At 60.0% G+C, this 25,790-nt stretch carries 27 protein-coding genes; 15 read left to right on the forward strand and 12 right to left on the reverse strand.

Annotated features, from left to right (window positions below; all coding sequences use genetic code 11):
- Positions 1-154: 154 nt before the first annotated feature.
- The 6 genes from ispF to rpoS all read left to right on the forward strand — a co-directional run bounded on the left by ispF (position 155) and on the right by rpoS (position 5,162).
- Positions 155-628 (forward strand): 2-C-methyl-D-erythritol 2,4-cyclodiphosphate synthase, encoded by a 474-nt coding sequence (gene ispF / locus ACZZ0Q_RS05255; RefSeq protein ID WP_122452621.1) that lies wholly within the window; start codon positions 155-157, stop codon positions 626-628.
- Complete coding sequence (gene truD, locus ACZZ0Q_RS05260) at positions 625-1,683, forward strand: tRNA pseudouridine(13) synthase TruD (RefSeq protein ID WP_463539848.1); 1,059 nt, start codon at positions 625-627, stop codon at positions 1,681-1,683. Before ispF ends, truD begins: the two co-directional genes overlap by 4 nt.
- On the forward strand, positions 1,671-2,420 hold the full coding sequence (surE, locus tag ACZZ0Q_RS05265) for a 5'/3'-nucleotidase SurE (RefSeq protein WP_463539847.1): 750 nt from the start codon (positions 1,671-1,673) through the stop codon (positions 2,418-2,420). The genes truD and surE overlap by 13 nt, the downstream gene beginning before the upstream one ends.
- A gap of 41 nt (positions 2,421-2,461) precedes the next feature.
- Positions 2,462-3,097 (forward strand): protein-L-isoaspartate(D-aspartate) O-methyltransferase, encoded by a 636-nt coding sequence (locus ACZZ0Q_RS05270; RefSeq protein ID WP_463384742.1) that lies wholly within the window; start codon positions 2,462-2,464, stop codon positions 3,095-3,097.
- Positions 3,098-3,176: 79 nt separating this feature from the next.
- Complete coding sequence (locus tag ACZZ0Q_RS05275; RefSeq protein ID WP_463539846.1) at positions 3,177-4,052, forward strand: peptidoglycan DD-metalloendopeptidase family protein; 876 nt, start codon at positions 3,177-3,179, stop codon at positions 4,050-4,052.
- 105 nt (positions 4,053-4,157) lie between these two features.
- A complete protein-coding gene (gene rpoS, locus ACZZ0Q_RS05280) occupies positions 4,158-5,162 on the forward strand; it encodes an RNA polymerase sigma factor RpoS (RefSeq protein ID WP_463560343.1) in 1,005 nt (334 codons plus the stop codon).
- A 521-nt stretch (positions 5,163-5,683) separates the two neighbouring features.
- Here the strand turns inward: rpoS and fdxA are convergent.
- Positions 5,684-6,007: a ferredoxin FdxA gene (fdxA, locus tag ACZZ0Q_RS05285; RefSeq protein ID WP_122494056.1), complete on the reverse strand. Its 324-nt coding sequence runs from the start codon at positions 6,005-6,007 to the stop codon at positions 5,684-5,686.
- A 142-nt stretch (positions 6,008-6,149) separates the two neighbouring features.
- A complete protein-coding gene (gene mutS / locus ACZZ0Q_RS05290) occupies positions 6,150-8,717 on the reverse strand; it encodes a DNA mismatch repair protein MutS (RefSeq protein ID WP_463539845.1) in 2,568 nt (855 codons plus the stop codon).
- A 71-nt stretch (positions 8,718-8,788) separates the two neighbouring features.
- Between mutS and ACZZ0Q_RS05295 the strand changes: the two genes are divergently transcribed.
- From ACZZ0Q_RS05295 to recX, 3 genes are all read left to right on the forward strand, one after another.
- Entirely contained in the window at positions 8,789-9,289 is a 501-nt protein-coding gene (locus tag ACZZ0Q_RS05295; protein ID WP_463539844.1) for a CinA family protein, read from the forward strand.
- An 85-nt stretch (positions 9,290-9,374) separates the two neighbouring features.
- Positions 9,375-10,433 (forward strand): recombinase RecA, encoded by a 1,059-nt coding sequence (gene recA, locus ACZZ0Q_RS05300; protein ID WP_122452630.1) that lies wholly within the window; start codon positions 9,375-9,377, stop codon positions 10,431-10,433.
- Between the two features lie 7 nt (positions 10,434-10,440).
- Positions 10,441-10,902 (forward strand): recombination regulator RecX, encoded by a 462-nt coding sequence (gene recX, locus ACZZ0Q_RS05305; RefSeq protein ID WP_463539843.1) that lies wholly within the window; start codon positions 10,441-10,443, stop codon positions 10,900-10,902.
- Between the two features lie 108 nt (positions 10,903-11,010).
- Here recX and ACZZ0Q_RS05310 read toward each other — a convergent pair whose 3' ends face one another.
- A complete protein-coding gene (locus ACZZ0Q_RS05310) occupies positions 11,011-12,084 on the reverse strand; it encodes an LOG family protein (RefSeq protein WP_463539842.1) in 1,074 nt (357 codons plus the stop codon).
- A gap of 89 nt (positions 12,085-12,173) precedes the next feature.
- Positions 12,174-12,572, reverse strand: coding sequence for a quorum-sensing-regulated virulence factor family protein (locus tag ACZZ0Q_RS05315; RefSeq protein ID WP_463539841.1), 399 nt, complete (start codon positions 12,570-12,572; stop codon positions 12,174-12,176).
- Between the two features lie 53 nt (positions 12,573-12,625).
- On the opposite strand from ACZZ0Q_RS05315, the gene ACZZ0Q_RS05320 reads away from it, so the two are divergent.
- The 3 genes from ACZZ0Q_RS05320 (at position 12,626) to ACZZ0Q_RS05330 (ending at position 15,731) form a co-directional block, all read left to right on the forward strand.
- The gene (locus ACZZ0Q_RS05320) at positions 12,626-12,868 is read left to right on the forward strand and encodes a hypothetical protein (RefSeq protein WP_463539840.1); all 243 of its coding nucleotides are present in this window, start codon (positions 12,626-12,628) and stop codon (positions 12,866-12,868) included.
- 359 nt (positions 12,869-13,227) lie between these two features.
- Complete coding sequence (locus tag ACZZ0Q_RS05325; protein WP_463539839.1) at positions 13,228-14,877, forward strand: OmpP1/FadL family transporter; 1,650 nt, start codon at positions 13,228-13,230, stop codon at positions 14,875-14,877.
- A gap of 143 nt (positions 14,878-15,020) precedes the next feature.
- On the forward strand, positions 15,021-15,731 hold the full coding sequence (locus ACZZ0Q_RS05330; protein WP_463539838.1) for a tRNA-uridine aminocarboxypropyltransferase: 711 nt from the start codon (positions 15,021-15,023) through the stop codon (positions 15,729-15,731).
- A gap of 139 nt (positions 15,732-15,870) precedes the next feature.
- Here ACZZ0Q_RS05330 and ACZZ0Q_RS05335 read toward each other — a convergent pair whose 3' ends face one another.
- A complete protein-coding gene (locus ACZZ0Q_RS05335) occupies positions 15,871-16,770 on the reverse strand; it encodes a DMT family transporter (RefSeq protein WP_463539837.1) in 900 nt (299 codons plus the stop codon).
- A 159-nt stretch (positions 16,771-16,929) separates the two neighbouring features.
- Here ACZZ0Q_RS05335 and erdR point away from each other — a divergent pair, with 159 nt between their 5' ends.
- Entirely contained in the window at positions 16,930-17,580 is a 651-nt protein-coding gene (erdR, locus tag ACZZ0Q_RS05340; RefSeq protein ID WP_122494047.1) for a response regulator transcription factor ErdR, read from the forward strand.
- Between the two features lie 83 nt (positions 17,581-17,663).
- Positions 17,664-18,029 carry a diacylglycerol kinase gene (locus ACZZ0Q_RS05345; RefSeq protein WP_463539836.1) on the forward strand — a complete coding sequence of 122 codons (366 nt, stop codon included), beginning with the start codon at positions 17,664-17,666 and terminating at the stop codon, positions 18,027-18,029.
- A 76-nt stretch (positions 18,030-18,105) separates the two neighbouring features.
- Here the strand turns inward: ACZZ0Q_RS05345 and ACZZ0Q_RS05350 are convergent, their stop codons facing one another.
- On the reverse strand, positions 18,106-19,032 hold the full coding sequence (locus ACZZ0Q_RS05350) for a LysR family transcriptional regulator (RefSeq protein ID WP_122494045.1): 927 nt from the start codon (positions 19,030-19,032) through the stop codon (positions 18,106-18,108).
- Positions 19,033-19,152: 120 nt separating this feature from the next.
- Here ACZZ0Q_RS05350 and fpr point away from each other — a divergent pair, with 120 nt between their 5' ends.
- Positions 19,153-19,932, forward strand: a complete 780-nt coding sequence (fpr, locus tag ACZZ0Q_RS05355) for a ferredoxin-NADP reductase (protein ID WP_122494044.1) — start codon at positions 19,153-19,155, stop codon at positions 19,930-19,932.
- 198 nt (positions 19,933-20,130) lie between these two features.
- Here fpr and tsaA read toward each other — a convergent pair whose 3' ends face one another.
- The 6 genes from tsaA to rimO form a co-directional block, all read right to left on the reverse strand.
- Entirely contained in the window at positions 20,131-20,823 is a 693-nt protein-coding gene (gene tsaA, locus ACZZ0Q_RS05360; protein ID WP_463539835.1) for a tRNA (N6-threonylcarbamoyladenosine(37)-N6)-methyltransferase TrmO, read from the reverse strand.
- A 128-nt stretch (positions 20,824-20,951) separates the two neighbouring features.
- Positions 20,952-21,722, reverse strand: coding sequence for an SDR family oxidoreductase (locus ACZZ0Q_RS05365; RefSeq protein ID WP_463539834.1), 771 nt, complete (start codon positions 21,720-21,722; stop codon positions 20,952-20,954).
- Positions 21,723-21,899: 177 nt separating this feature from the next.
- Positions 21,900-22,364, reverse strand: a complete 465-nt coding sequence (locus ACZZ0Q_RS05370; RefSeq protein ID WP_463539833.1) for a YehS family protein — start codon at positions 22,362-22,364, stop codon at positions 21,900-21,902.
- Between the two features lie 38 nt (positions 22,365-22,402).
- Complete coding sequence (locus tag ACZZ0Q_RS05375) at positions 22,403-23,113, reverse strand: rRNA pseudouridine synthase (protein ID WP_463539832.1); 711 nt, start codon at positions 23,111-23,113, stop codon at positions 22,403-22,405.
- A gap of 129 nt (positions 23,114-23,242) precedes the next feature.
- A complete protein-coding gene (locus ACZZ0Q_RS05380) occupies positions 23,243-24,184 on the reverse strand; it encodes an alpha/beta hydrolase (RefSeq protein ID WP_463539831.1) in 942 nt (313 codons plus the stop codon).
- Between the two features lie 172 nt (positions 24,185-24,356).
- Complete coding sequence (gene rimO, locus ACZZ0Q_RS05385) at positions 24,357-25,685, reverse strand: 30S ribosomal protein S12 methylthiotransferase RimO (RefSeq protein ID WP_463539830.1); 1,329 nt, start codon at positions 25,683-25,685, stop codon at positions 24,357-24,359.
- Positions 25,686-25,790: the final 105 nt, after the last annotated feature.

Below are 25,790 nucleotides of genomic sequence, written 5' to 3' on the forward strand. Positions count from 1 at the left end.
CCCGATCGAGGCTGAAGCCTCTCCTGCATGAGAACCGCGGTTCTTGTGGGAGAGGCTTCAGCCTCGATGCTTTTGCTCTAGCGGTTTCAAGTGCCAGCGGCGCTCACGGGGCCCTTCGGGTAAACTCCCGACTTTTCCCAGGACCCCTCGGCTCATGCGTATCGGCCACGGCTACGATGTTCACCGCTTTTGCGACGGCACCTTTATTACCCTGGGTGGCGTGCAGATTCCTCACAAGTTCGGGCTGCTCGCCCATTCCGACGGCGACGTGCTGCTGCATGCCTTGAGCGATGCCTTGTTGGGCGCTGCGGCGCTTGGCGATATCGGCAAACATTTCCCCGATACCGACCCGAACTTCAAAGGTGCCGACAGCCGAGTGTTGCTGCGTCATGTGGTCGGGCTTATTAAGGCCAAGGGTTGGAAAGTCGGCAACGTCGACGCCACCATTGTTGCCCAGGCGCCAAAGATGGCGCCGCATATCGAAACCATGCGCGCCGCCATCGCCGCCGACCTTGAGGTCGCGCTGGATCAGGTCAACGTCAAAGCCACCACCGAAGAAAAACTCGGCTTTACCGGCCGTGAAGAAGGTATCGCCGTGCACGCCGTCGCGTTGTTGGTGGCGCAATGAACGAGTTCGAATTGCTCGGTCCACGTGCGTTTGGTGAGGCGGCCGGGCGCGCGGTATTGAAGGCCACTGCCGAAGATTTTCAAGTCGACGAAGTGCTCGACATCCCGCTCGCTGGCGAAGGCGAACACTTGTGGCTGTGGGTGGAAAAACGCGGTCTGAATACTGAAGACGCCGCGCGCCGCCTGGCTAAAGCCGCTGGCGTGCCGTTGCGCATGATCAGCTACGCCGGGCTGAAAGACCGGCAGGCGCTGACCCGTCAGTGGTTCAGCCTGCACCTGCCCGGCAAGGCCGATCCGGATTTTTCCGCCGCGCAAAGTGACAGCCTGATCATCGTTAAAACCGCACGGCACAAGCGCAAGCTGCAACGCGGCGCCCACTCGGCCAACGGTTTCACCTTGCGGCTCACGCAACTGCAAGGCGACAGCGCCGCACTCGATGCGCGTCTGGAGCAGATCAAGGCCCATGGCGTGCCGAACTATTTCGGTGAGCAACGCTTCGCCTATCAGGGCGGCAACGTGGTGCATGCCCGCGATTTCGCCAGTCGCGGCGAGCTGCCGGATGCGCGCAATGTTCGCTCGCGTTTGCTCTCGGCGGCGCGCAGTTACGTGTTCAATCAGGTGTTGGCCGCACGTGTCGCCGACGGCAGCTGGCAGCGCGCGCAGGTCGGCGACTTGCTGGCCTTTACCGACAGCCGCAGCTTTTTCCCGGCCGGTGAGGCCGAGTGCAGCGACCCGCGCTTAGCCATTCTCGATCTGCATCCCACCGGTCCACTGTGGGGCGAAGGGCCTTCGCCAGCAGCCGGTGCGACCCATGAAATCGAACAAGCGGTCGCGGCAAAAGAGGCGGCGTTGTGCGACTGGTTAATCTCTGCGGGCATGGCTCACGAACGGCGTATCCTGCGCCTCCCCATCGGCGGTTTGACGTGGCATTATCCCGAGCCTGACATTCTGCAACTGGAATTCGTCTTGCCGGCTGGATGCTTCGCCACCGCTGTTGTGCGTGAAGTCGTCGAGTTGTTGCCGGCAGGGCAGACGGACAACTCATGCGTATTCTGATTTCAAACGACGATGGGGTGATGGCTCCCGGCCTCGCCGCGCTGCATGGCGCGCTGGCGGATTACGCCGAGTGCGTGGTGATCGCCCCCGACACGGACAAGAGCGGCGCCAGCAGCTCGTTGACACTCGATCGTCCGCTGCACCCGATGGTGTTGCCCAACGGTTTTATCAGCATCAACGGAACGCCAACCGACTGCGTGCACCTGGGCCTAAACGGCTTGTTGCCCGAGCTGCCAGATATGGTGGTTTCCGGCATCAACCTGGGCGCCAACCTGGGCGACGACGTGTTGTATTCCGGCACCGTGGCGGCGGCGCTCGAAGGGCGCTTCATCGGTTGCCCGGCCTTTGCCTTTTCTTTGGTTTCCCGGCAAACCGACAACCTGCCGGCCGCTGCGTACATCGCCCGCCGTCTGGTGGAAGCGCGAGGCAAACTCGATTTGCCGCCGCGTACCGTGCTCAACGTGAACATTCCCAACTTGCCGCTGGACCACATTCGCGGCATTCAGCTGACGCGCCTGGGCCACCGCGCCCGTGCCGCAGCGCCAGTGAAGGTGGTTAACCCGCGCGGCAAGGAAGGCTATTGGATTTCGGTGTCGGGTGATGCTGAAGACGGCGGTCCCGGCACCGACTTCCATGCGGTGGTGCAAGGCTACGTGTCGATCACGCCGCTGCAACTGGACCGCACCTTTAACGAGGCGTTTGCAACGATCACGCCTTGGTTGGAGGGGTTGCTCTGATGTCGCGCGGGCAAGACGATCTGCAACACCGTGGTATCGGCATGACCTCGCAGCGCACCCGCGAGCGCCTGATCCAACGCTTGTACGACGAAGGCCTTTCCAACGCCCGAGTGCTTGAAGTTATTCGCCGTACGCCGCGTCATCTGTTTGTCGATGAAGCGTTTGCGCACCGTGCCTACGAAGACACCGCGCTGCCCATCGGCCACAACCAGACCATCTCGCAACCTTATATGGTCGGGCGCATGACCGAGCTGCTGCTGGCGGCCGGGCCGTTGGACAAGGTGCTGGAGATCGGCACCGGCTCCGGCTACCAGACCGCTGTACTGGCCCAATTGGTTGAGCGAGTGTTTTCAGTGGAGCGTATCCAGGCTCTGCAAGAACGGGCGAAAGAACGATTGCTGGCACTCAACTTGCGCAACGTGGTCTTTCGTTGGGGCGACGGCTGGGAAGGCTGGCCGGCACTGGCCAGTTACAACGGCATTATCGTCACCGCCGCTGCGGCTGAAGTGCCCCAGGCGCTGCTGGATCAGCTGGCTCCAGGCGGGCGCCTGGTGATTCCGGTGGGAGCGGGCGATGTTCAACAGCTGATGCTGATCATCCGCGAAGAGCACGGCTTCTCCCGTCATGTGCTGGATGCGGTGCGCTTCGTACCCTTGCTGAACGGGCCCACCGCTTGAGTTGGGCGAGGGTGGCACTACTTAAGTATGGGTTTTGTCGTTTTACATTTTTCAACAGTCACCGGAAAGGGAGAGGCGGGTGAGTCTCACAGCCATTCAGCAGTGGATTTGCATCGCAGGCGCCAGACGTCTGGTGAGTGGCTGGGTCCTTGGAGTGTTACTGGTCGGTTGCAGCAGCGCCCCACCTGGCGGCGTACGTGTGGTTGATCGTACCGCTGGCGGTTCGACCAGCAGCACCAGCGCCGCCACACCGCAGCGTCCCGCCACCACCACTGGCCAATACCGCGTTCAGCGCAGCGACACCCTTTATTCCATCGCCTTTCGTTTTGGTTGGGATTGGCGCGCGCTAGCGGCTCGAAACAACATTCCGGCGCCGTACACCATCAAGGTCGGTCAGGTGATCCGCTTCGACGGTGGGCGTTCGCCAACGGTGGTCAAAGGTCCGATTGCAACAGCCAATAATGGCAATAAGCCGCCCTTGGTGGTGGTCCCGACCAACACCGTTCCAGTTATCGCCAGACCCGCCCAACCCCCGGTTGTTACCACGCCAGCGACCACGCCGGTGCAGGCTGTGAGTCGTTCTGCTACAGGCTGGGCGTGGCCTACAGGCGGTGCTTTGATCGGTAAATTCTCCTCAAACGGTAGTTTGAATAAAGGAATTGATATAGCTGGGGAATTGGGCCAGCCTGTTCTTGCCGCGTCGGATGGTTCTGTTGTGTACGCCGGAAGTGGATTACGGGGCTACGGCGAATTAGTAATCATCAAACACAGCGATACCTACGTAAGCGCTTACGGTCATAACCGCAAGTTGCTGGTAAGGGAGGGACAGCAAGTCAAGGTCGGGCAGACGATTGCCGAAATGGGTTCCACCGGCACCGATCGGGTGAAGCTCCATTTTGAGATTCGCCGACAGGGTAAACCTGTGGATCCGCTGCAATTTTTGCCTGCGCGTTGAAAGGTTGTCAGCCCGCTCCAGCCACGTAGGCCGGACGGGCTCAGGGATTGCCATGGATTAAGGTGATGCCGGGGCTTATGTCGAACTCAGCAAGGGATAAGAACAATGGCACTCAACAAAGAAGCGCCGGAGTTTGACTTGGATGATGACGTGCTGCTCATGGAGCCCGGCATCGTCTTGGACGACGTGCTTAACGATGAGCCGGAAGCTCCGGCCAAACGCACGAAGGCCAAGCAGTCCACTGCGGTCAAGCAACACAAATACATCGACTACACCCGGGCGCTAGACGCCACTCAGCTATACCTCAACGAAATCGGTTTCTCCCCCCTCCTGACTCCCGAAGAAGAAGTCCATTTTGCGCGGCTGGCGCAGAAGGGCGACCCTGCGGGCCGCAAGCGTATGATCGAAAGTAACCTGCGCCTGGTGGTGAAGATTGCCCGTCGGTACGTCAATCGGGGCTTGTCCCTGCTGGACTTGATCGAAGAAGGCAACCTTGGGCTAATTCGAGCGGTTGAGAAGTTCGATCCTGAACGCGGTTTCCGTTTCTCCACCTACGCCACGTGGTGGATTCGGCAGACCATCGAACGCGCGATCATGAACCAGACGCGCACCATTCGTTTACCTATTCATGTGGTCAAGGAGCTAAACGTCTACCTGCGCGCCGCGCGCGAACTGACGCAGAAACTTGACCACGAGCCCTCCGCTGAGGAAATCGCCAACCTGCTGGAAAAACCCGTGGGCGAGGTCAAGCGCATGCTTGGCCTCAATGAACGGGTGTCTTCGGTGGACGTTTCCCTCGGTCCGGACTCAGACAAAACCCTGCTCGACACCCTGACCGACGACCGCCCGACCGATCCCTGTGAACTGCTGCAGGACGACGATCTTTCGCAAAGCATCGATCAGTGGCTGTCGGAATTGACCGATAAACAGCGTGAAGTGGTGGTCAGACGTTTTGGTCTGCGCGGCCACGAAAGTTGCACGCTGGAAGAAGTAGGTCAGGAAATCGGCCTAACCCGTGAGCGGGTGCGGCAGATTCAGGTCGAAGCGCTTAAGCGACTGCGGGAAATCCTTGAAAAGAACGGTCTCTCCAGTGACGCGTTGTTCCAATAACCTCGTTAAGACCGCGCAAAAAACACCCGGCTCAGGCCGGGTTTTTTGTCGGTGTCTTCCTGCAAGTGTCAGCTTTGTAAGACATTGCTTACAGGTCGTGTAAGTGATTCGAGGAATGATTAGCCGGCGTATCGCCTGCGTTACACTTAGCTTGAATCGCAACTCATTGAATTATAACGAATAAGTTAATTTGCGAGAGTGCGCCAGACTGTCCGTTAGGCGATTTCGCGACTTGAACGGTATCTGGATATCGCTAATATCACCCCTGTGCTTACGGACTAGCACGGGCTGAAATGGATATCGGCCAGGAACCATCGAAGGACACGATTCATCAGGACGATGAGCAGGAAATAGAGGGATTAGGGACGAAAGAGTGGGCGGGTCAAACCGCCCCTTTTTTTTGCCTGCCGAAAGGTGGGCACAACAAAAGGCCCGCATTGCGGGCCTTTTGTCTTTCACGGTGCTTGTCCTGCAGCGGGAAGCACTCGTCGGTGCGTTCTCTCGCTCTGAAAGCCTGGCGCTTAGCGCTCCAGGAGTTCCAGTTTGTTTTTCTTGCCATCCCACTCTTCAGCGTCTGGCAGCGCTTCTTTGCGCTCGGTGATGTTCGGCCAGATTTCAGCAAGGTCGGTGTTCAACTGAATGAACTCTTGCATATCTTCAGGCACTTCATCTTCCGAGAAGATCGCTTGGGCCGGGCATTCTGGCTCGCACAGGGCGCAGTCAATGCACTCGTCCGGGTGGATCACCAAAAAGTTCGGGCCTTCGTAAAAGCAGTCCACCGGACACACTTCTACGCAGTCGGTGTACTTGCACTTGATGCAGTTGTCGGTGACGACGAAGGTCATTTCTAATTCTCTCCTCAGGCGGCTGGGGAGCCCGGTTCAGTAATTGAGCTCCTCGGCTCGGGAAACGAGAGCGGTAGTCCAGGCTAATAGACCACCGCTTTCCCAAAGCGCGCGGGATTCTAACAGCTTGCGCGCGCAGGCGTTAGATGCGTGCCTTCAATGTATATAACAGTTCGAGTGCGCGGCGCGGGGTTAAATCATCGGGATTGATGCGGCCCAATTCTTCAATTACCGGGTGCGGCGCGCTGGCGAACAAGTCGCTTTGCACCGGCACGGCGGGTTTCCCTGGCTCGCTACGCGGCTGCTCGTGGGGCAAGGCGGTGGTTTCCAGGCGCGCCAAGTGCTCCTTGGCCCGCACGATCACATCACCCGGAACCCCGGCCAACTGCGCAACTGCCAAGCCATAACTCTGGCTCGCTGGCCCTGGCAGCACGTGGTGCAGAAACACGATGCGCTCGTTGTGCTCGGTGGCGTTCAAATGCACGTTGGCGACAATCGGCTCGCTTTCCGGCAACACCGTCAGCTCGAAATAATGCGTGGCGAACAAGGTGTAGGCACGCAAGCGCGCCAAATGTTCGGCCGCTGCCCAGGCCAGCGACAGGCCGTCAAAGGTGCTGGTGCCGCGGCCGACTTCATCCATCAGCACCAGACTGCGTTCGGTGGCGTTGTGCAGAATGTTGGCCGTCTCGCTCATCTCCACCATAAAGGTGGAGCGACCACCTGCCAGGTCGTCGCTCGAGCCGATGCGGGTAAAGATGCGGTCCACCAGCGACAGCTCGCAACTGGCCGCCGGCACGAAACTGCCGATATGGGCGAGCAGCACAATGAGTGCGGTCTGGCGCATGTACGTGGACTTACCGCCCATGTTCGGGCCGGTGATGATCAGCATCCGCGTGTTGTCATCGAGGCTCAGATCGTTGGCCACGAACGGCGTGGTCAGCACCTGTTCCACCACCGGGTGGCGGCCCTGGTTGATGCGCATGCACGGCTCATCGACAAAGCGCGGGCGGTTGAGGTCGAGGGTCAGTGCGCGTTCGGCCAGGTTGCTCAGTACGTCCAACTCGGCCAATGCGCCGGCGGAATCCTGCAACGGGCCAAGGTGGCCGATCAAACGCTCCAGCAACTCGTCGTAGAGCATCTTTTCCCGCGCAAGCGCCCGGCTTTTCGCCGACAGCGCCTTGTCTTCGAACTCTTTGAGCTCCGGCGTAATAAAACGCTCGGCGCCTTTGAGCGTCTGGCGGCGGATGTAGTCGGCCGGCGCTGATTCGGCCTGCTTGCTCGGCAGCTCGATAAAGTAGCCGTGAATGCGGTTATAGCCGACCTTCAAATTGGCCAGACCGGTGCGGGCTTTTTCTCGCGCTTCCAAGTCCATCAGGAACTGGCCGGCGTTTTCGCTGAGCGATTGCAACTCGTCCAACTCCGGGTCGTAACCGGTCTTCAACACGCCGCCATCGCGGATCACCGCCGGCGGGTTGTCGATAATTGCTCGGGCCAGCAGCTCGGCCAGTTCCGGGTATGTGCTCACAGTACCGGCGAGGGTTTGCAGGTGCGGGCTTTCCAAATTGGCCATGGCCATTTGCAGCTCCGGCAACGCGGCCAGGGCATCGCGCAGACGCGCTAGATCGCGAGGCCGCGCATTGCGCAAGCCGATGCGCGCGAGAATGCGCTCTACATCGCCGATCTCTTTCAGTTGCGGCTGCAAATTCTCAAAGCGATAACGTTCGAGCAGGCAGGCAATCGATTCCTGACGGGCATCCAATACGGCGCGCTGGCGCAGCGGACGGTTCAGCCAGCGGGTCAGCAGGCGGCTGCCCATGGCGGTCTGGCAGCGGTCGACCACCGATTGCAGCGTGTTATCGCGGCCACCGGCGAGGTTGGTATCGAGCTCCAGATTGCGACGGCTGGCGCCATCGAGAATCACCGTGTCGTCAAGGCGCTCATGGCGCAGGCTGCGCAGGTGGGGCAGGGCGGTGCGCTGGGTTTCCTTGGCGTAGGCCAGCAGGCAACCGGCGGCGCCAATGGCCAGGGTCAGGGTTTCGCAGCCAAAGCCCTTGAGATCTTGCGTGGCGAACTGTTGGCACAGGCTCTTGTGCGCCGAATCGCGCTCGAAATCCCACGGCGCGCGGCGGCGAGAACCACGGCGTTTCTCAGCCGGCAGGCCTTGCGGCCAATCATCGGGAATCAACAACTCAACCGGATTCAGGCGCTCCAGCTCGGCCAGCAAATTCTCCCAGCCCGGTATTTCCAGCACGCTGAAACGGCCGCTGGTGATATCCAGCACCGCCAGACCAAACAGGCGCTCATCACCCAGCACGGCGGCGAGTAAATTGTCGCGGCGCTCATCGAGCAAAGCTTCGTCGCTGACCGTGCCGGGCGTGATGATGCGCACCACCTGACGTTCCACCGGCCCCTTGCTGGTGGCCGGATCGCCGATCTGCTCGCAAATAACAACCGACTCGCCCAGCTTCACCAACTTGGCCAGATAACCTTCGGCGGCGTGGTAAGGAATGCCGCACATGGGAATGGCCATGCCCGCCGATTGGCCGCGCGCGGTCAGGGTAATGTCGAGCAACTTCGCGGCTTTTTTCGCGTCTTCGTAGAAAATCTCGTAGAAGTCGCCCATGCGGTAAAACATCAACTGGTCGGGGTGCTGATTCTTCAGCCGCCAGTACTGCTGCATCATCGGGGTGTGTGCGGAGAGATCGCTCATTACCAGGCCTTGCGCGCAAAAGGCGCTAGTGTACGGTATCCCCCTCATCCTCTTTAAGCCCGGAGATTGCCTTGGACGCGATTACTCAACTGGCCGCGCAACTGGGCCAGCGTCTGCGTGCGCTGGACGCGCGCGTCACCACTGCCGAGTCATGTACCGGCGGCGGTATCGCCGAAGCCATCACGCGAATTCCTGGAAGCTCTGCTTGGTTTGAAGCCGGTTACGTCACTTATTCCAACGCTCAGAAGACCCGTCAGCTTGATGTGCCCGTCACTTTATTTGCCTCCGTAGGGGCGGTCAGCCGTGAGGTTGTCGAAGCCATGGCACGCGGAGCACAGGACAAAAGCGCTGCACAATTTTCCATAGCCGTCAGCGGCGTTGCCGGCCCGGACGGCGGTTCAGTCGACAAACCTGTAGGCACCGTCTGGCTGGCCTGGGCGAATGGCGACCAGGTGTTTACCCGCAAGCGTCTTTTTGCTGGCGACCGTGACGCGGTGAGACGACAAACGGTGGAAGCCGCACTGGCCGGGCTGATCCGACTAGCTGCAGGAGAAATTCCGGATCAGGGGTAGGCGCTCGACTTGCGCTGTGGAATAATACTGGCTACTTATACAGTTGTTAGCGGCCGCTAGGCCCTCTTGATCACGTGAGGATTCAATGGACGAGAATAAGAAGCGCGCCTTGGCTGCAGCCCTGGGTCAAATCGAAAAACAATTCGGTAAAGGCGCAGTCATGCGCATGGGCGACCATGAACGTCAGGCCATTCCGTCGATTTCCACCGGCTCCCTGGGCCTGGACATCGCCCTTGGCATTGGCGGCCTGCCACGCGGTCGTATCGTAGAAATCTACGGTCCGGAATCGTCGGGTAAAACCACACTTACCTTGTCCGTTATTGCTGAAGCACAGCGCATGGGCGCCACCTGCGCCTTCGTCGATGCGGAACACGCGCTCGATCCGGACTACGCCGGCAAACTCGGCGTCAACGTCGACGACCTGCTGGTTTCCCAGCCAGACACCGGCGAGCAAGCGCTGGAAATCACCGACATGCTGGTGCGTTCCAACGCCATTGACGTAATCATCGTCGACTCCGTTGCCGCCCTGGTGCCGAAAGCAGAAATCGAAGGTGAAATGGGCGACATGCACGTCGGCCTGCAAGCCCGTCTGATGTCGCAAGCGCTGCGTAAAATCACCGGCAACATCAAAAACGCCAACTGCCTGGTTATCTTCATCAACCAGATCCGTATGAAAATCGGTGTGATGTTCGGCAGCCCGGAAACCACCACTGGTGGTAACGCGTTGAAGTTCTACGCTTCGGTGCGTCTGGACATTCGCCGTACCGGCGCCGTGAAAGAAGGCGACGAAGTGGTCGGCAGCGAAACCCGGGTCAAAGTCGTGAAAAACAAGGTAGCCCCGCCATTCCGTCAGGCTGAGTTCCAGATTCTGTACGGCAAGGGCATCTACCGTAACGGCGAGATCATCGACCTGGGCGTTCAACTCGGTCTGCTGGAAAAATCCGGCGCCTGGTACAGCTACTTGGGTAGCAAGATTGGTCAGGGTAAAGCCAACTCGGCTAAGTACCTGGAAGACAACCCGGAAATCGCCAAAACCATCGAGAAGCAGATCCGCGATCAACTGCTCATGGCCGGTAAAGATGCAGCCGCAGCGGCCGCCGCTGCCGCTGTAAACAACACCGAAGACGATCTGGCAGACGCCTGAGTCTGTTATGTCCGTCGTACTCGACAGTCCTGCCGCAGTACGACGGACAGCCATGGACTTGCTCGCACGCCGCGAGCATGGCCGTGTCGAGTTAATCCGCAAGTTGCGCCAACGCGGCGCCCCGCCTGAACTCATCGAACCGGAACTCGACCGCTTGACCCAAGAAGGTCTGCTGTCCGAATCCCGCTACCTTGAAAGCTTCGTTTCCTACCGTGCCCGCTCTGGCTACGGGCCTATGCGCATTCGCGAGGAACTGGGGCAGCGTGGGCTGGCGCGCGCCGATATCGAACAGGCGCTGCGTGAATGCGGTATCGATTGGCGGGAACACATGACGCAAGTCTGGCAGCGCAAATTCGGCGAGCAGCCGAACGACGCCAAAGAGCGCGCCAAGCAAGGGCGCTTTCTGGCGTATCGCGGTTATTCCATGGACATGATCAGCCGCCTGCTGCGCGGCGAGCTGTACGATTGAAGTTCCCTTCCTGCCTATTCAAAACCTGACAAACAGCGCAGCACCGTAGGAGGGGCTTCAGCCGCGATGCTCTTGATTGGCGCCCCGCTCCTGGGAATCAACCTGGGTCTACGCCCAATTCTCCGGCGTATTCACAAACTCATACAGCTCACGCAACCGCCCGTATTCCCGACCACGGAAGGCAAACGCCAGGCGATGTAACGGAGCCAATTCCGGCTCATCCCCCTCGTTTTCAAACGCGCCTTGCTGCTGCACAAAGCCGCCGCTTTTGCAGAGGTCGGCGAACAGTTCCGGCAACTGACTCACCGCTTCAGCCGACAGCCCATGATGCAGGCGAACCACAAAGCGATCCTTCAGCCAGCGGCTCGAATGAAAATTGCTGTAGAAGCGCGTGATCTGTTCAACCGCTTCATCCGCGCTGTGCGCCATGGTCAGCAGTTTCAGGTCGCTGGGCAGAATGTAGCCGTTGCCTTCGAGTTGCCGTTGGATAAACGCCAAGGCGTCTTTCCAGAAGCTGCCGTCGGGCTCGTCCAGCAGTACCACCGGAACCAAGGGGCTTTTGCCGGTTTGGATGAGCGTCAGCACTTCCAGCGCTTCGTCCAAGGTGCCGAAGCCGCCGGGACAGAGCACCAGCGCGTCGGCTTCTTTAACGAAGAACAGTTTGCGGAGAAAGAAGAACTTGAATGACAGCAGATTGGTGCTGCCTTGCATGGTGGCGTTGGCGCTTTGCTCGAAGGGCAAGCTGATGTTCAGTCCCAGACTGTGCTCCAGCCCCGCGCCTTCATGGGCGGCGGCCATGATGCCGCCACCCGCGCCGGTAATTGCCATCAGCTCGTGACGGGCCAAGGCAGCGCCAAGATCTTTGGCCAGTTGGTAGACGGGATGGTTGGCTGGCGTGCGGGCCGAGCCGAATACGGTGACCTTGCGACGACGTTTGAACTGCTCCAGCACGCTGAAGGCATGTTCCATCTCACGCAGGGTTTGCAGCATGATTTTCGCGTCCCAGCGGTTGCGGTCGGCCTGGGCCATGCGAATGACGGTGGAGAGCATGTCGCGGTACAGCGACAGGTTGAGACTGGAATCAGGCGTGGCGAGGTCGAGCAATTCGTCGACTTTGGCGGCCAGGTCAACGCTCGGCGTTTGCACATGACGGTTGAGGTAATCGTCCGGTTCGTAAGGCATGGAACAGCTCCTTGAGGGTGAACCTTGGATCGGCAAGCGGTACAGGTTGGGTTTAACCGGTCGCGGCTCGACCCAACCTGAAGTAAAGCTTATTTGATCGAGCAGTCAGCTTTGCTGAAGTTTTCGGCGGCGATGTAGTTGTTGGTTTTGTACTCGCTGAATTGGTAACGCAGCACGGCGCCACGGGCCAGCAGTTGGCGGAAGCCGTTGTTCTGGCAGACGCTGGCGCCCAGTTGCTTGCGCACGGCGTCGGGGTTGCCGCGCATTTGTGCGGCGTGGGCAGGCTGAACGCTCAAGTGGTTGATCAGCACGTTGCCGTCAACGGTGTAGCCCTGATCGAGAATGTCTTCGTTAATGGCCCGCGGCGTGCCTTCGCTGCTTTGGGTGGCCACCTGATTGAGCAGCTTGTTCAGCTCGAAATCCTGAAGCGAGGCCGCGTGCGCAGCGGGAAGGGCGAAGCAAAAGGCCAGGGCCGTGAAGCGCAGCATGTAAGTCTCCATATCCATAAAGCGGGTTGGACCCTGGCCTCAAGGCTAGGTTCGTGACCCCGCAACTATTACGTGGGCCAGCGCTCAGCCCGGGTTGCATCCTGACCAACCGCCTGCGGCAGATCAAGCGCGAGCGCGCCACCTGCGCATTCCGAACAAGCGTTCTTCCGTTATTTGCGACCAACGCCGCTCAGCGCGCCGATATCGTCGGCAAACCGCCAGGTTCCTCCGGCTTGCGAAAATATCCGAATCTTTTTGAATTATTTGGTCATACAAATCTGTACGGCTTGGTGTGAAACGGTAACGGTTTTATTACACCGGCGCATGGGGCCTGAAGCCCCTGGCGGCGGGCCTCGGGGGAAACCGATGTTTTGCCAGGTGCAATCCGGCCACCTTCACAGCGGCTCGGGTGTTACCTCGGCCCAGGCCGGATAGGACCGCAGGCAGTACGAAGGATTGGGGATCGTCAGCAAAGGAGGCCGGTCACAGGTCGCATACCGCTTCATTCGAAAGTCGGTTTTATCGCTGCGCTACAGAAGTTCCGGTTGGCCTTACCGGAGACGTATCGCGGCTTATATCGTGCGTGTAGGAGTCGAGAATAATGATAAGAACTCGCCCATCTTGCTGGCAGACCGCGCTTTACAGCGGGAGCTTGATGTTGGTTTGGACCTCCGGAGCTATGGCGTCCGGTTACCACTTTGGTTCGCAGTCGGTGGCAGCCCAGGGCACAGCCCACGCCAACGGCGCGGAAGCGGTCGACCCCTCGACCATTTTCTACAACCCCGCAGGCCTTGCGCGCTTACCCGGCACCCAGGTCACCAACGGCATCACCATCGTCATTCCCAAGGGCAGCTTTAAAGACAACGGCAGCACCGATGTTTTCGGTAACTCCACCGGCGGCACGGGCGCCGGCTCCTACCTGCCAGACGCCGCTGCCGCACCGGACTTCTACTTTTCCAGCCAGATAAACGACAACGTCACCGTCGGCCTCGGCATCTTCGTGCCCTACGGCGCCAAGCTCGATTACAAGGAGAACTGGAGCGGCCGCTACGGCATTCAGTCGGCGAACCTGGAAACGGTGAATATCAACCCGAGCATTGCCTACCGCTTCAACGAGCACCACAGCATTGGTTTCGGGTTGTCGGCGCAGTACATCAAGTCGATTCAGCGCGGGGCGGCAGATGTTCAGGGCGCGTCGCGGCAGTTAGCCGGGCAGTTCGTCAAAGCCAACCAGGAGCTGACAGAACTGGCCGCCAACCCGATTGGGCAGATTGGTATTCCTTTGCTGTATCCCGGTCTCACGGTACCGGACGAAATCACCAGCTGTAACGGCCAGCAGAATGATGCGTTTGTCGATTGCGTGGCGCAGAACTTCGCCGAGAACGTGAGCGGCGATGGGTATTTCCGCGTCAAAGGGGACGACTGGGGCTTTGGTTGGAACATCGGTTACATGTGGGAACCTACCGACTCGACGCGCTTCGGCGTGTCGTACCGTTCGAAAATCAGCCACACCTTAGAAGGTAAATCGAAATGGAGCTTTGCTGACGTCGAAGGCGCGGTACCGAATCCATCTACCGATCTGACGCCCGATGGCGGTACGTTTCTTGGCCTGGTCGGCCTGCCACCCCGCGACCAGTTGGGCCAAGTGCTCGACCCGAGCAATTGGATCAATCCAGGCAATTTCGCTGCCAGCAACCTGCACCCGAACTCGGACGCAAAAACCAGCATCGATACGCCCGAGTCGTTCTCGATCAACGCCTTCCACCAGTTGAACGACAAAGTGGCGCTGATGGGCGACGTGACCTGGACGCGCCACTCGCGCCTGGACCAGATCGGCATTCAACTGAAAGAAGTTAATGGCTACCCCTACTTCAACGGCGTAAATGAAGGCGACGCCACGGTCGATCAGGACTGGAACGACACCTACAAAATCTCCCTCGGTATGAACTACCAATGGGACAAAGACCTGATGCTGCGCACCGGCGTCGCCTACGACAAATCCCCAGTCAGCGGCAGCGATAAACGTCACCCGGCGTTCCCGGATTCCGACCGTTACTGGTTGTCCTTCGGCGCCAACTACAAGTTCGACGAGGACACGTCGGTCGATCTCGCCTACAGCTACGTGCAATTTGCCAGCGGCAAGATGGATTACAAAGACGGCTGCTCGCCGGCGGGTTGGGCGCCAGGCGGAGGCAGTCTTTACGTCGACAGCGGCGACCACTGCACCGGCAACGGCGGCAACTTCAAGGGTGAATACGAAACCCGTATTCACTTCGTAGGCTTGGCCTTCAACCAGTCGTTCTAACCCCCTCGCCCGGCGGGTCGTCTGTCGACCCGCCTCAGGCCCGCTGCGGTTTTGCCCAGCGCCTCTGCTAGACTCGCCGGCTTCTTTTTTGCTGGTCGGATGCAGTCGATGATCTCCTTTTCTTCCCGCGCGGACCGCCCGCAATGAGCCACGCCGTCTCGCGTTTACGCCTGGAGCGGCTGGAGCTCAGCACCAAGCCGTTTACGGCGCGTGGTTCCCGAGCGCCGCGTTGCGAGGGCTGCCGTGTAATTCCGGAATACTGCCTGTGCGCGCTGCGGCCGAAGGTGCCGACCAATGCCGGCATGTTTCTGCTGATGCACGACGTCGAACCGTTGAAGCCGACCAACACCGGCTGGCTGATCGCCGACCTGGTTACCGACACGTTCGCCTACCGCTGGTTTCGCACCTCGGTGGAGCCGGAAATTCCAGCGCTGCTCAACGACCCGCAATGGCAACCGTACGTGGTCTTTCCCGGTGAGTTTGTTGCGCCTGAGCGGGTGGTCGCTGAAGTGAAGGTGGAGGAGGGCAAGCGACCTCTGTTTATCTTGCTCGACGCGACCTGGACCGAGGCCCGCAAGATGTTTCGCAAGAGCCCGTATCTGGACAAATTTCCGGTGCTCAGTTTGCAGCCCGAACAGCTGTCGCGTTATCGCCTGCGTCGGTCCAAGCGTGACGACCATTTGTGTACGTCGGAAGTGGCGGCGCTCTGTCTGGAGCTAGCGGGCGAACCGCGTGCTGGGGCGGCGTTGGATGCTTATCTGGATGTGTTTACGGCCCATTATTTGGGGGCCAAGTTTCAGCGGCCGGTGGATTTGGAGGATGAGGTGCATCGGCGGATGGGGGAGTATTTGTAGGGTGACCGGCTAAACGCTTGCCCTCTTCCTAACCCTCTCCCGCAGGCGGGAGAGGGGACCGACCGAATCGCTTGTCAGCCCCCTCGCCCCTCGGGGAGAGGGTTGGGGAGAGGGGGCTGCGGTCTGGAGCCGGCGCGCCCTAAACCACCTTCCCCTCAACCACTTCTTCCGCCACCTTGCGCGGCCACAGCTGCGCCACCAACATGCCGGCAAACATCAGCGCGCAACCGATATAGCCGCGCAAGTGCAGCGACTCATCGAGAAACACCGCTCCGGCCACCGCCGCGAACACCGCCTCGAGCGAAAAGATGATCGCCGCGTGCGAGGCGATGGCGTGCTTCTGCGCAATCACCTGCAAGGTGTAAGCGATGCCAACCGAAATAAGCCCGCCATAAACAATCGACGGCCCGGCAGCAACGATGCGGGCCATTTGAATATCTTCCAGCGTGACGGCGAGGCCCAGGCTGATGACGGCGCAGACGGCGAATTGAATTGCTGCCAGGCGGATCGGGTCGAAGCGGCCAGCAAAATAGCCCACCAGCAAAACGTGCGTGCCCCACACAAATGCACCCGCCAGTTGCAGCCAATCGCCGGAGGCCACGTGGAAACCGTCGCCGACGCTGAGCAGAAACATGCCGACCACCGCCAGAATGCAACCGAGCCACGTGCCTATGCCGGTTTTATGGCCGAGAAAAAGGCCCACCAGCGGCACGATGATGACGTACAACCCGGTGATAAAGCCGGCGTTGGTTACGCTGGTGAACAGCAGTCCCACCTGCTGCAAGTTAATGCCTAGGGCCAAAACCAGGCCCATCAATCCGCCGCCTATAAATAAGCCGCGATTGAACGGTTGTTTGTTGCCGCGGCTGAGCAGGTAGACCACCGGCAACAACACCAGCGTGCCCAAGGCGAAGCGCAGGCCGGAGTATAAATATGGGCCGATGGAATCCATGCCCATGCGCTGCGCCACGAAGGCGCTGCCCCAGATAAGCGCGGTGGTCAGCATTAACAGGTCGGCGCGCAGGGCTTGGTTTCGCATGGTCGGTCTCGGCAGGAAAAGCCTCGAACTGTGCCGCAAACCTAAAGGCTTGACCACCCCATTTTGGCTCGGCATGCTGGGCGCCGCCGCTGCGCTGCACACCCCGCGCGGCGGTACTTTCGTACACCGAGAAGCGCCCCCTTAAAACAAGAGCAGCCCATGGCCGACTACGAAATCCTGATTGCCGATGATCACCCGCTATTTCGCAGTGCGCTGCATCAGGCCCTCACCTTGGGCCTTGGCCCGCAGGTGCGTCTGGTCGAAGCGGCGAGCATCGCCGAGCTTGAAGCGCGACTCGGGGAAAAGTCGGATTGGGATCTGGTCTTGCTCGACCTCAACATGCCCGGCGCCTACGGTTTTTCCGGTTTGGTGATGGTGCGCGGACAGTATCCGCAGGTGCCGGTGGTGATGGTGTCGGCCCAGGAAGAAGCAGCGGTGGTGGCCCGCGCCCGTGAATTCGGCGCCAGCGGGTTTATCCCCAAATCCAGCCCCCTGGAAACCATTCAGCAAGCGGTGCGCGAGGTCCTTGACGGCGACGTCTGGTGGCCGCCGCAGTCGGAAGAAAGTGCCGGCCTGTCTGCCGAGGCGAAAGCGGTAAGCGCCGGTTTGGCCAGTCTCACGCCGCAGCAGTTTCGCGTGTTGACCATGGTGTGCGATGGCTTGCTGAATAAGCAGATCGCCTATGAACTGAACGTGTCCGAGGCCACTATCAAGGCCCACGTCACCGCCATCTTCCGCAAGCTGGGTGTGCGCACCCGAACGCAAGCGGCCTTGCTGTTGCAACATCTGGAATCCATTCCCGCCAGTTAACGTCAGCAGGCTATTGGTTTTTCACGCATTTTTGACCGCGTTTGACGTAGCCTGCGGCCTCACAAATTTTGGTCGTATTTCCCATGTCGCCATTCAAAGGCCAGACCGGCTTTAAACGGGTCCTCAACGCCACCGGCTATTCCTTCGACGGCCTGCGCGCCGCCTTCACCGGTGAAGCGGCGTTTCGCCAACTGGTGTTGCTCAATGTGGTGTTGATTCCGCTGGCGTTCTGGTTTGACGTCAGTCGTGGCGAGCGCGCTTTGATGATCGGCGTGTGCCTGGTGGCGCTGATCGTGGAATTGCTCAACTCGGCCGTGGAAGCGGCCATTGACCGCATTTCGCTGGAGCTGCATCCGCTGTCAAAAAACGCCAAGGACATGGGCAGCGCCGCGCAGTTTGTGGCGCTGAGCCTGATTGGTGTTGTCTGGTTGGTAATTCTTCTGGGTTGAAAGCAAAAAGCATCGCGGCTGAAGCCGCTCCTACGAATCGCACAATTTGTAGGAGCGGCTTCAGCCGCGATGCTTTTCAAGCAATCGAGGGCAACACAATTTCATCGCTACGCCGCACCCCGGCGGTGAGTTTGCGGCACTGTTCGAGAAACTCGCGCATGGCGCTGGTCTGGTACTTCTGCTTGTGCCAGATGAAATAGAACTGCCGCGTCAGGTCCAGCTCCGGGGTTTCCACCGGCACCAGGCTGCCGCGGCGAAACGCATCGCGCAGGGCCAGGCGGGAAATACAGCCGATGCCCAGGCCCGACTCGACGGCTCGTTTGATTGCTTCGGTGTGTTCCAACTCCAAACGAATGTTCAGCGCCGTGGGGTGATGGCGCATGGCTTGGTCGAAGGTCAGGCGCGTGCCGGAGCCTTGTTCGCGAAGAATCCAGGCTTCCTGCGTAAGCTCCAACAGCGAAGCGCGGCCGTTGGCGGCCAACGGATGCTGCGGCGCGCAAAACACCACTAACTCGTCTTCTACCCAGGGCTGCACTTCAATGTCCGGGTGCTGGCAGTCGCCTTCGATCAAGCCCAAATCAATTTCGTAATGCGCCACCTGCTGTACAACGTGCGCCGTGTTTTGCACGTGCAACTTCACTCGGCATTCGGGGTGTTGCTGCATGAAACTGCCGATTAGCAAGGTGGCCAGGTAATTACCGACCGTCAGCGTGGCGCCCACAGACAGCGAGCTAAAACCGCCCTGGCCGTTGAGCATGCGCTCGATCTCTTTGGCTTGATCGAGCAGGGCAACCGCCTGCGGCAATAGCTGATGACCCAAGGCGTTCAGCGACAGGCGTTTGCCGGCGCGGTCGAACAACTGGCACGCCGATTGGCGCTCCAATTCGGTAACCGCAGTGCTTGCCGCCGACTGCGACAGCGCCAGCGACTCAGCCGCCCGCGAGACGCTTTCCTGTTGGGCGACGGCGACGAAAACCTGAAGTTGGCGGAGTGTGAAACGCATATCTATATAACCGATAACCTATATCTTAATAATCCACTTAACAGATATGGTTGTCGCCCTTAAAATGCCGCGCATTGGCACCCGTCGGTCGGGTGAGCGCGATTCATCGAGGAAGCAAGCATGAGCAACTTGAACGTCGAGCGTGTGCTCAGCGTCCACCACTGGAACGACACCCTGTTCAGCTTCAAAACCACCCGCAACCCGGGCCTGCGTTTTGAAAACGGCCAGTTCGTAATGATCGGCCTGCAACAGGAAAACGGTCGCCCGCTGATGCGAGCTTACTCGATTGCCAGCCCGAACTATGAAGAGCACCTGGAGTTCTTCAGCATCAAGGTTCCGGATGGTCCGCTGACTTCCCAACTGCAGCATTTGAAAGTTGGCGACGAGCTGATGGTCAGCCGCAAACCCACCGGCACCCTGGTGCTGGACGATTTGTTGCCAGGCAAACACCTCTACCTGCTCAGCACCGGCACCGGTTTGGCGCCGTTCATGAGCGTGATTCAGGACCCCGAAACCTATGAGCGTTTCGAAAAAGTCATCCTGATTCACGGCGTGCGCTACGTGAACGAAGTCGCCTACCGCGAGTTCATCACCGAGCACCTGCCGAAGAACGAATTCTTCGGTGAAGCGCTGAAAGAAAAACTCATCTACTACCCGACCGTAACCCGCGAGCCCTTCGAGAACATGGGCCGCCTCACCGACCTGATGCGCAGCGGCAAGCTGTTCACCGACATCGGCCTGCCACCGATCAACCCGCAGGACGACCGCGCCATGATCTGCGGCAGTCCAAGCATGTTGGACGAGACCAGCGAAGTGCTGGATGGCTTTGGTCTGAAGATTTCGGCGCGCATGGGTGAGCCGGGCGACTACTTGATCGAACGCGCATTCGTGGAGAAGTGATGAAAAACCCGCCTATATGGCGGGTTTTTCATCACTGACCGATCGGCTGCGCGTCGGCATTGCGGCGTTAAAAATGTTTTTTAAATGCTCATTGGCTACAGCCAACTGCGCTTTAAAAAACATTTTTGCCTTGCACTGCTCTAGCTGGCTCGATCTCGAGAGGCGTGATGCTGAGATCGCAAAAGAGCGATACGGCGGTTACGCTGCAACCACTTCAACCACACAAATCTGCTCGGGCGTCGGGTAATGCCAGCGCACCTGAACGTCCCACAATTGCGTGCCGTAAATACGGCTAGGCTCAGGCTGCTGGTATGCCGGCCGAGGGTCTTGCGCCAGGCATTGTTCGATCAACTCACGCACCGGTTGCTGCAACCGCTGGCCATGCTCCAGCGCCTGAACCAGGGCTGCATCGCTCCACACAACATCTATCAGCGTCGGTGCGCCAGCGGCCATGTGGTTGAACGCGCCGGTCACCGCGTCGGCGTAAGGAACGTAGGGTTTGATATCCAGCACTGGCGTGCCGTCGAGCAGGTCGATGCCGGACAGCCAGAGCTTGCCGGCCTCAACCTTTTCAAGTTTCACCACCGACTGCCCGATGCCGTTGGGCCTGTGCGTGGCGCGGGTGGCGAATACGCCCATGGACTGGTTGCCGCCCAGGCGCGGCGGGCGCACTTTCAGCCGCGGTTTGTCTTCCAGGGCCTGGTGAAAAAGGAATAGCAGCCACACGTGGCTGACCTGCTCCAAGCCTTCGACTGCCTCGCCGCTATCGAATGGCGGCACCAACTCCAACACCCCGCGCGCGGCAGGGGCCAGTTGCGGTTGGCGGGGAATGGCGAACTTCTCCTTGAAGCAGGAGTGTACGAAGCCGACAGGAGAGACTGAATAAGACATAAAAAAGCCCGGTGGGAAACCGGGCCAATCATACCTGTCGCCGCTCAACAGCATCGAGGCTAAAGCCTCTCCTACAGAAAACGGTGTCTGTAGGAGAGGCTTCAGCCTCGATGCTCTTGACCTTGCAGTCACATCGCAAAACCGCCGTCGATGGGGACCACTGCGCCGGTCATATAGGCGCCTGCCTTACTAGCCAGCGCAATCGCCAACGCGCCCATTTCCTCTTCACGTCCCCAACGCTTCATCGGAATGATCGCGGTGTCTTCAGCCAGCGCTTCTTCATCGTTGGCGATATGGCTGGTCATCTTGCTCGGGAATCGGCCGGGCGCTATCACGTTGACGTTGATGTGCTGGCTCACCAAGTCCCGCGCCAGCGAGCGCGACAAATGATGCAGCGCCGCCTTGCTCGGGCCATAGGCGTAGGCCTCTTCGCCGTACGAGGTAATGCCGGCCACCGAGCCGATGTTGATCACCCGTGCCGGGCTCTCGCTGTTGCCGGCTTTGCGCAGCAGCGGCAGGAGCTTCTGGATGCACAGGAACACCGAGGTCACGTTCAACTGCATGACCTTTTCAAAACCCTTCACCGGATAGGTTTCCAGCGGCGCGCCCCAGGTGGTGCCGGCGTTGTTGACCAAGATGTCGAGCTTGTCGATTTGCCCGCTCAGTTGCTCTGCCAAGGCGACCACACCTTCCTCATGGGCAAGGTTGGCGGCGATGCCATGGCATTCACCGAAGGCCGACAATTCGGCGGCCGTGGCGGCGCACGCTTCGCCATCGCGGGCGCATACATATACGCGGGCGCCGGCTTCAACGAATGCTTTGGCGATCATTTTGCCAATACCACGGGTGCCGCCGGTGACCAGCGCGGTGCGGCCTTGCAGGGAAAAGTAGGAATGCATGGGGAGCGCTCTTTTAGGGTTGTTGTGCAACTACCCTAATGCGCGGGGCGCGATTACGCAGGAACTATTGCCGCTGAGAATGCGAGGTTATGGAGAACGCTGTTCGTGGGGGAGCGGCTTCAGCCGTGATGCGTTTCATGGCTAAAGCAGCACGGCTGAAGTCGCTCCCACAGCTGATTATTTGTCGCGCACGCGCAGGGTCAAACCTTTGAGGAAGTTGCGCAGCAGTTGGTCGCCACAGGTGCGGTAGTTGCTGTGGCCGAACTTGCGGAACAAGGCGCTGAGTTCCGGTTTGCTCACGGGGAAATCCACGCTTTGCAAAATCTCGTGCAGGTCTTCTTCTTTAAGCTCGAAGGCGACGCGTAGTTTTTTCAGCACCGTGTTGTTGGTGACCGGCAGCTCGATGGGCTGCGCCGGGCGGCTGTCGTCTTTGCCGCGCAGGTGCACGATCAGGCCGTCGAGGAAATGCGCGAGCACGTCGTCGTCACACTCCAGGTAACCCTCTTCTTCATCCTTTTTCAGGTAGGCGCGCAGGGTGTCGAGGTCCACGTCCAGGCCGGACAGTTTGATGACCTGCACCACCTTCGCGTCGCTGAGGTCGAGCATGTAGCGCACGCTGCGCAGTACGTCGTTGTTGATCATGAGAGCGGTCCTGAAAAGGGAAGGGCGGCGCGGCGGCCTCAGAATTTTTCGGTTTTGGCCAGGTAGCGCCACTGCCCGGCAGACAGTTTGCCCATCGACACGCCACCGATGCGGATGCGCTTGATGCTGGTCGGCGTCAGGCCAACGCTGGCGCAGAGCGCGGCAACCAGCCCCGGCGCCGCATTCTTCAGCGCAAAGCGCAGGCGCGTTTCGCTCTGCCAGCTGGCTTTAACCGGTGGCAGCACCTGGCCTTTGTGGGTGCGGCCCTGGTTGAGGCGGCTCAAGCCGTGCTCGATCATTTCGCCGCTGACTTCCACCACGTACTCCTGCTCGATCTTGGCCAGGTCGTCGGTGAGCTTGCGCAGAATCTTCCAGTCCTGGGTGAACACCAGCAGGCCCGACGCGTTTTTCTGCAACGGCGCGCCGCTGTTCAAACGCAGAAAATGGCCCTTGAGCGGGCGGGTGCCGAAGCGGTGCTCGGCAGAAAGTGTGGCAGGGCTTATCAGCGCGTGAGCAGCGTCGATGTCCAGGTCCGGCAGTTGGTTGAACAGGATGGTGACCGGCTCAGGCGCCGTCAGCACGGCGTCCGGCAGCAGGGCGACGGTTTGCTCGCCGACCTTGAATTGCGGCTCGTCGACTACTTCGCCATCCACCGTCACCCAGCCGCCTTCGATATACAGTTCGGCCTCGCGGCGCGAGCAGCCGATCACTTCGATCAGGCGTTTGGAAAGGCGAATGGGGTCTGTCATGACGAGGGCCGTAAAGAAGTGGGCGGGCATTGTACCCGCCTGGGCTGAGTAAGGCCCGCCTGATTGGTATCGGGCGGGCGTACGGCCAGGCCGCTATCGCCGCGGCGGCGCTTGTCAGTCTAGACGCCTCTAGCGCGCCAAATGCTTAGCTACGGTGAGGTCCAGCCCGGTCATAAAGCGTTCCACCGCGTCGGTGTAGGCGCCGGGCGTACCGAGCAGTTGGTTGATTTCCTTATGGCTCATGTCTTGTTTCAGCACGCTGATGCGCACGTTCAGCGCTGCGACGTGGTCGGCAAACCGCTGCGCCTGCTCGCAGGACACCTCCCGCCGGGTCGAGCACACCGCCAGCATGGGCGGCGCGCCACTGGCCAGCACGTAATTGGGGGACGTTTGCTGCCAGTAGCTGGGGTCGCTACCGAACGCTTGGTCGTAAAAACGCATGTGCCGCGCCTGCATGATTGTTTCCACATCCAGCGCAGCGCTATCGAGCGCCACCGTGCCCAACCAGGGCGTTACGCCCTGGGCGGTAGCGAGCGACGGCGAACTGGTCAGCAGCGCGACCAGATGCGCCCCGGCCGAGTGGCCGATCACAATCAGGTGCTCAGCCGAACCGCCCCAACTGGCTGCTTTTGCCTGGGTCATGGCCAGCGCCTTGGCAACCGCTTCGGCCTGCTGCAACGGTTTGGTGTCCGGTAGCAGCGGGTAATTGATGCTGACCAGAATGAAGCCCTTGCTGACCCAACGCGCGACCTTGTTGGCCACCACTTGCTCGGCGCTTTTGTCACCGGTGCGCCAGGCGCCGCCATGCACCATGAAGATGATCGGTGCGGCGCTGGGCGACTTGGGCAGGTAAACATCCATGCGCTCGCGGGGCTCGCGGCCGTAGGCAAGGTCTTTGATGACCGTGGCGCCGTCGGGCAGTTTTAGCGCCGCGCTGGTTTCACTGCTTTGCTCGCGCTCGGCACGGCGCTCTTTGATTTTCTCCAGCAACGGGCCGGCACACGCCGTTTGCAACACCAGGCTAATAAGCAGCACGAACGCAAGGGGAGAGCGGTGGGAACGCAGCGACATGGGAGGCTCCAGGCAACGCAGTTATCGAGACGTGCGACAGGGGATTTAAGATCATCGCCCACCCAGTCGCCGATACGCACCGCACAGTTTTCGCAGGCGCTCAGGGCAAGCGCGGCAGCGCGCACCGTGAAGGCCAGCCATAAAAAAGCCCCGCATCAGCGGGGCTCTTTCGTTACAGGGTTTCGGCCCAGAGGTCGTACTCGTCGGCGTCGGTGACGCGGCACATCACTTTGTCGCCGGGCTTGAGGTCCTGGTCGCTGTCCACATACACGCGGCCGTCAATTTCCGGGGCGTCGAAGAAGCTGCGGCCGATGGCGCCTTGCTCGTCTACTTCATCGATCAGCACTTCAATCTCTTTGCCGATTTTCAGCTGCAAACGGGCGGCGCTGATGGCTTGCTGGTGTTCCATGAAACGGTCCCAGCGCGATTGTTTGACGTCGTCCGGCACCACTTCCGCATCCAGCAAGTTGGCCGGAGCGCCTTCAACGGGCGAGTACTGGAAGCAGCCGACGCGGTCGAGCTGGGCTTCGGTCAGCCAGTTGAGCAGGTACTGGAAGTCTTCTTCGGTTTCGCCGGGGAAGCCGACGATAAAGGTGGAGCGAATAATCAGTTCCGGGCACTGCTCGCGCCAGCTTTTGATGCGGGCCAGGGTGCGGTCTTCAAACGCCGGGCGCTTCATGGCTTTGAGGATTTTCGGGCTGGCGTGCTGGAAGGGGATGTCCAGGTACGGCAGGATTTTGCCCGCCGCCATCAGCGGAATAACGTCGTCGACGTTCGGGTACGGGTACACGTAGTGCAAACGCACCCACACGCCCAATGTGCTGAGTGCTTGGCACAGCTCGAGCATTCGGGTTTTCACCGGCTGGCCGTTCCAGAAATCGGTTTTGTATTTCACGTCAACGCCATAGGCGCTGGTGTCTTGCGAAATCACCAGCAGCTCTTTGACGCCCGCTTTAACCAGACGCTCAGCCTCGCTCAGCACCTCTCCCACCGGACGGCTGACCAGCTTGCCGCGCATCGACGGAATAATGCAGAAGCTGCAGCTGTGGTTACAGCCCTCGGAAATCTTCAGGTAGGCGTAGTGGCGCGGGGTGAGCTTGATGCCTTGCGGTGGCACCAGGTCGATAAGCGGGTTGTGGTCTTTGCGCGGCGGAATCACGTCGTGCACGGCGTTGACCACTTGCTCGTACTGCTGCGGGCCGGTAACGGCCAGTACGCTGGGGTGCACGTTGCGGATGGCGCTTTCTTCGACGCCCATGCAGCCGGTGACAATTACTTTGCCGTTTTCGGCGATGGCTTCGCCGATCACTTCCAACGATTCAGCTTTGGCGGTGTCGATGAAACCGCAGGTGTTGACCACCACCACGTCGGCGTCCTGATAGGTCGCCACGACTTCGTAGCCTTCCATGCGCAACTGGGTGAGGATGCGTTCGGAATCGACGAGTGCCTTGGGGCAACCCAGGGATACGAAGCCGACTTTCGGCGTGGCGACGGTGGACATGACTAACCTCAGGCGTTTGGACGGGCGCTTTGGGCGCCTCTGGTCAAAAAGTGCGCAATTCTAGCGGCAGGCCACCCGCTTGACCAGCCTCCATCCGGCAGGTGA

Source organism: Pseudomonas sp. AC070 (genome assembly GCF_979258635.1).

Excerpts from the sequence above, each read along its gene's own strand:
- ispF (WP_122452621.1), top strand. The coding sequence starts at position 155 with ATGCGTATCGGCCACGGCTACGATGTTCACCGCTTTTGCGACGGCACC.
- truD (WP_463539848.1), top strand. The coding sequence starts at position 625 with ATGAACGAGTTCGAATTGCTCGGTCCACGTGCGTTTGGTGAGGCGGCC.
- surE (WP_463539847.1), top strand. The coding sequence starts at position 1,671 with ATGCGTATTCTGATTTCAAACGACGATGGGGTGATGGCTCCCGGCCTC.
- ACZZ0Q_RS05270 (WP_463384742.1), top strand. The coding sequence starts at position 2,462 with ATGACCTCGCAGCGCACCCGCGAGCGCCTGATCCAACGCTTGTACGAC.
- rpoS (WP_463560343.1), top strand. The coding sequence starts at position 4,158 with ATGGCACTCAACAAAGAAGCGCCGGAGTTTGACTTGGATGATGACGTG.
- fdxA (WP_122494056.1), bottom strand. The coding sequence starts at position 6,007 with ATGACCTTCGTCGTCACCGACAACTGCATCAAGTGCAAGTACACCGAC.
- mutS (WP_463539845.1), bottom strand. The coding sequence starts at position 8,717 with ATGAGCGATCTCTCCGCACACACCCCGATGATGCAGCAGTACTGGCGG.
- recA (WP_122452630.1), top strand. The coding sequence starts at position 9,375 with ATGGACGAGAATAAGAAGCGCGCCTTGGCTGCAGCCCTGGGTCAAATC.
- recX (WP_463539843.1), top strand. The coding sequence starts at position 10,441 with ATGTCCGTCGTACTCGACAGTCCTGCCGCAGTACGACGGACAGCCATG.
- ACZZ0Q_RS05310 (WP_463539842.1), bottom strand. The coding sequence starts at position 12,084 with ATGCCTTACGAACCGGACGATTACCTCAACCGTCATGTGCAAACGCCG.
- ACZZ0Q_RS05315 (WP_463539841.1), bottom strand. The coding sequence starts at position 12,572 with ATGCTGCGCTTCACGGCCCTGGCCTTTTGCTTCGCCCTTCCCGCTGCG.
- ACZZ0Q_RS05325 (WP_463539839.1), top strand. The coding sequence starts at position 13,228 with ATGTTGGTTTGGACCTCCGGAGCTATGGCGTCCGGTTACCACTTTGGT.
- ACZZ0Q_RS05330 (WP_463539838.1), top strand. The coding sequence starts at position 15,021 with ATGAGCCACGCCGTCTCGCGTTTACGCCTGGAGCGGCTGGAGCTCAGC.
- ACZZ0Q_RS05335 (WP_463539837.1), bottom strand. The coding sequence starts at position 16,770 with ATGCGAAACCAAGCCCTGCGCGCCGACCTGTTAATGCTGACCACCGCG.
- erdR (WP_122494047.1), top strand. The coding sequence starts at position 16,930 with ATGGCCGACTACGAAATCCTGATTGCCGATGATCACCCGCTATTTCGC.
- ACZZ0Q_RS05345 (WP_463539836.1), top strand. The coding sequence starts at position 17,664 with ATGTCGCCATTCAAAGGCCAGACCGGCTTTAAACGGGTCCTCAACGCC.
- ACZZ0Q_RS05350 (WP_122494045.1), bottom strand. The coding sequence starts at position 19,032 with ATGCGTTTCACACTCCGCCAACTTCAGGTTTTCGTCGCCGTCGCCCAA.
- fpr (WP_122494044.1), top strand. The coding sequence starts at position 19,153 with ATGAGCAACTTGAACGTCGAGCGTGTGCTCAGCGTCCACCACTGGAAC.
- tsaA (WP_463539835.1), bottom strand. The coding sequence starts at position 20,823 with ATGTCTTATTCAGTCTCTCCTGTCGGCTTCGTACACTCCTGCTTCAAG.
- ACZZ0Q_RS05365 (WP_463539834.1), bottom strand. The coding sequence starts at position 21,722 with ATGCATTCCTACTTTTCCCTGCAAGGCCGCACCGCGCTGGTCACCGGC.
- ACZZ0Q_RS05370 (WP_463539833.1), bottom strand. The coding sequence starts at position 22,364 with ATGATCAACAACGACGTACTGCGCAGCGTGCGCTACATGCTCGACCTC.
- ACZZ0Q_RS05375 (WP_463539832.1), bottom strand. The coding sequence starts at position 23,113 with ATGACAGACCCCATTCGCCTTTCCAAACGCCTGATCGAAGTGATCGGC.
- ACZZ0Q_RS05380 (WP_463539831.1), bottom strand. The coding sequence starts at position 24,184 with ATGTCGCTGCGTTCCCACCGCTCTCCCCTTGCGTTCGTGCTGCTTATT.
- rimO (WP_463539830.1), bottom strand. The coding sequence starts at position 25,685 with ATGTCCACCGTCGCCACGCCGAAAGTCGGCTTCGTATCCCTGGGTTGC.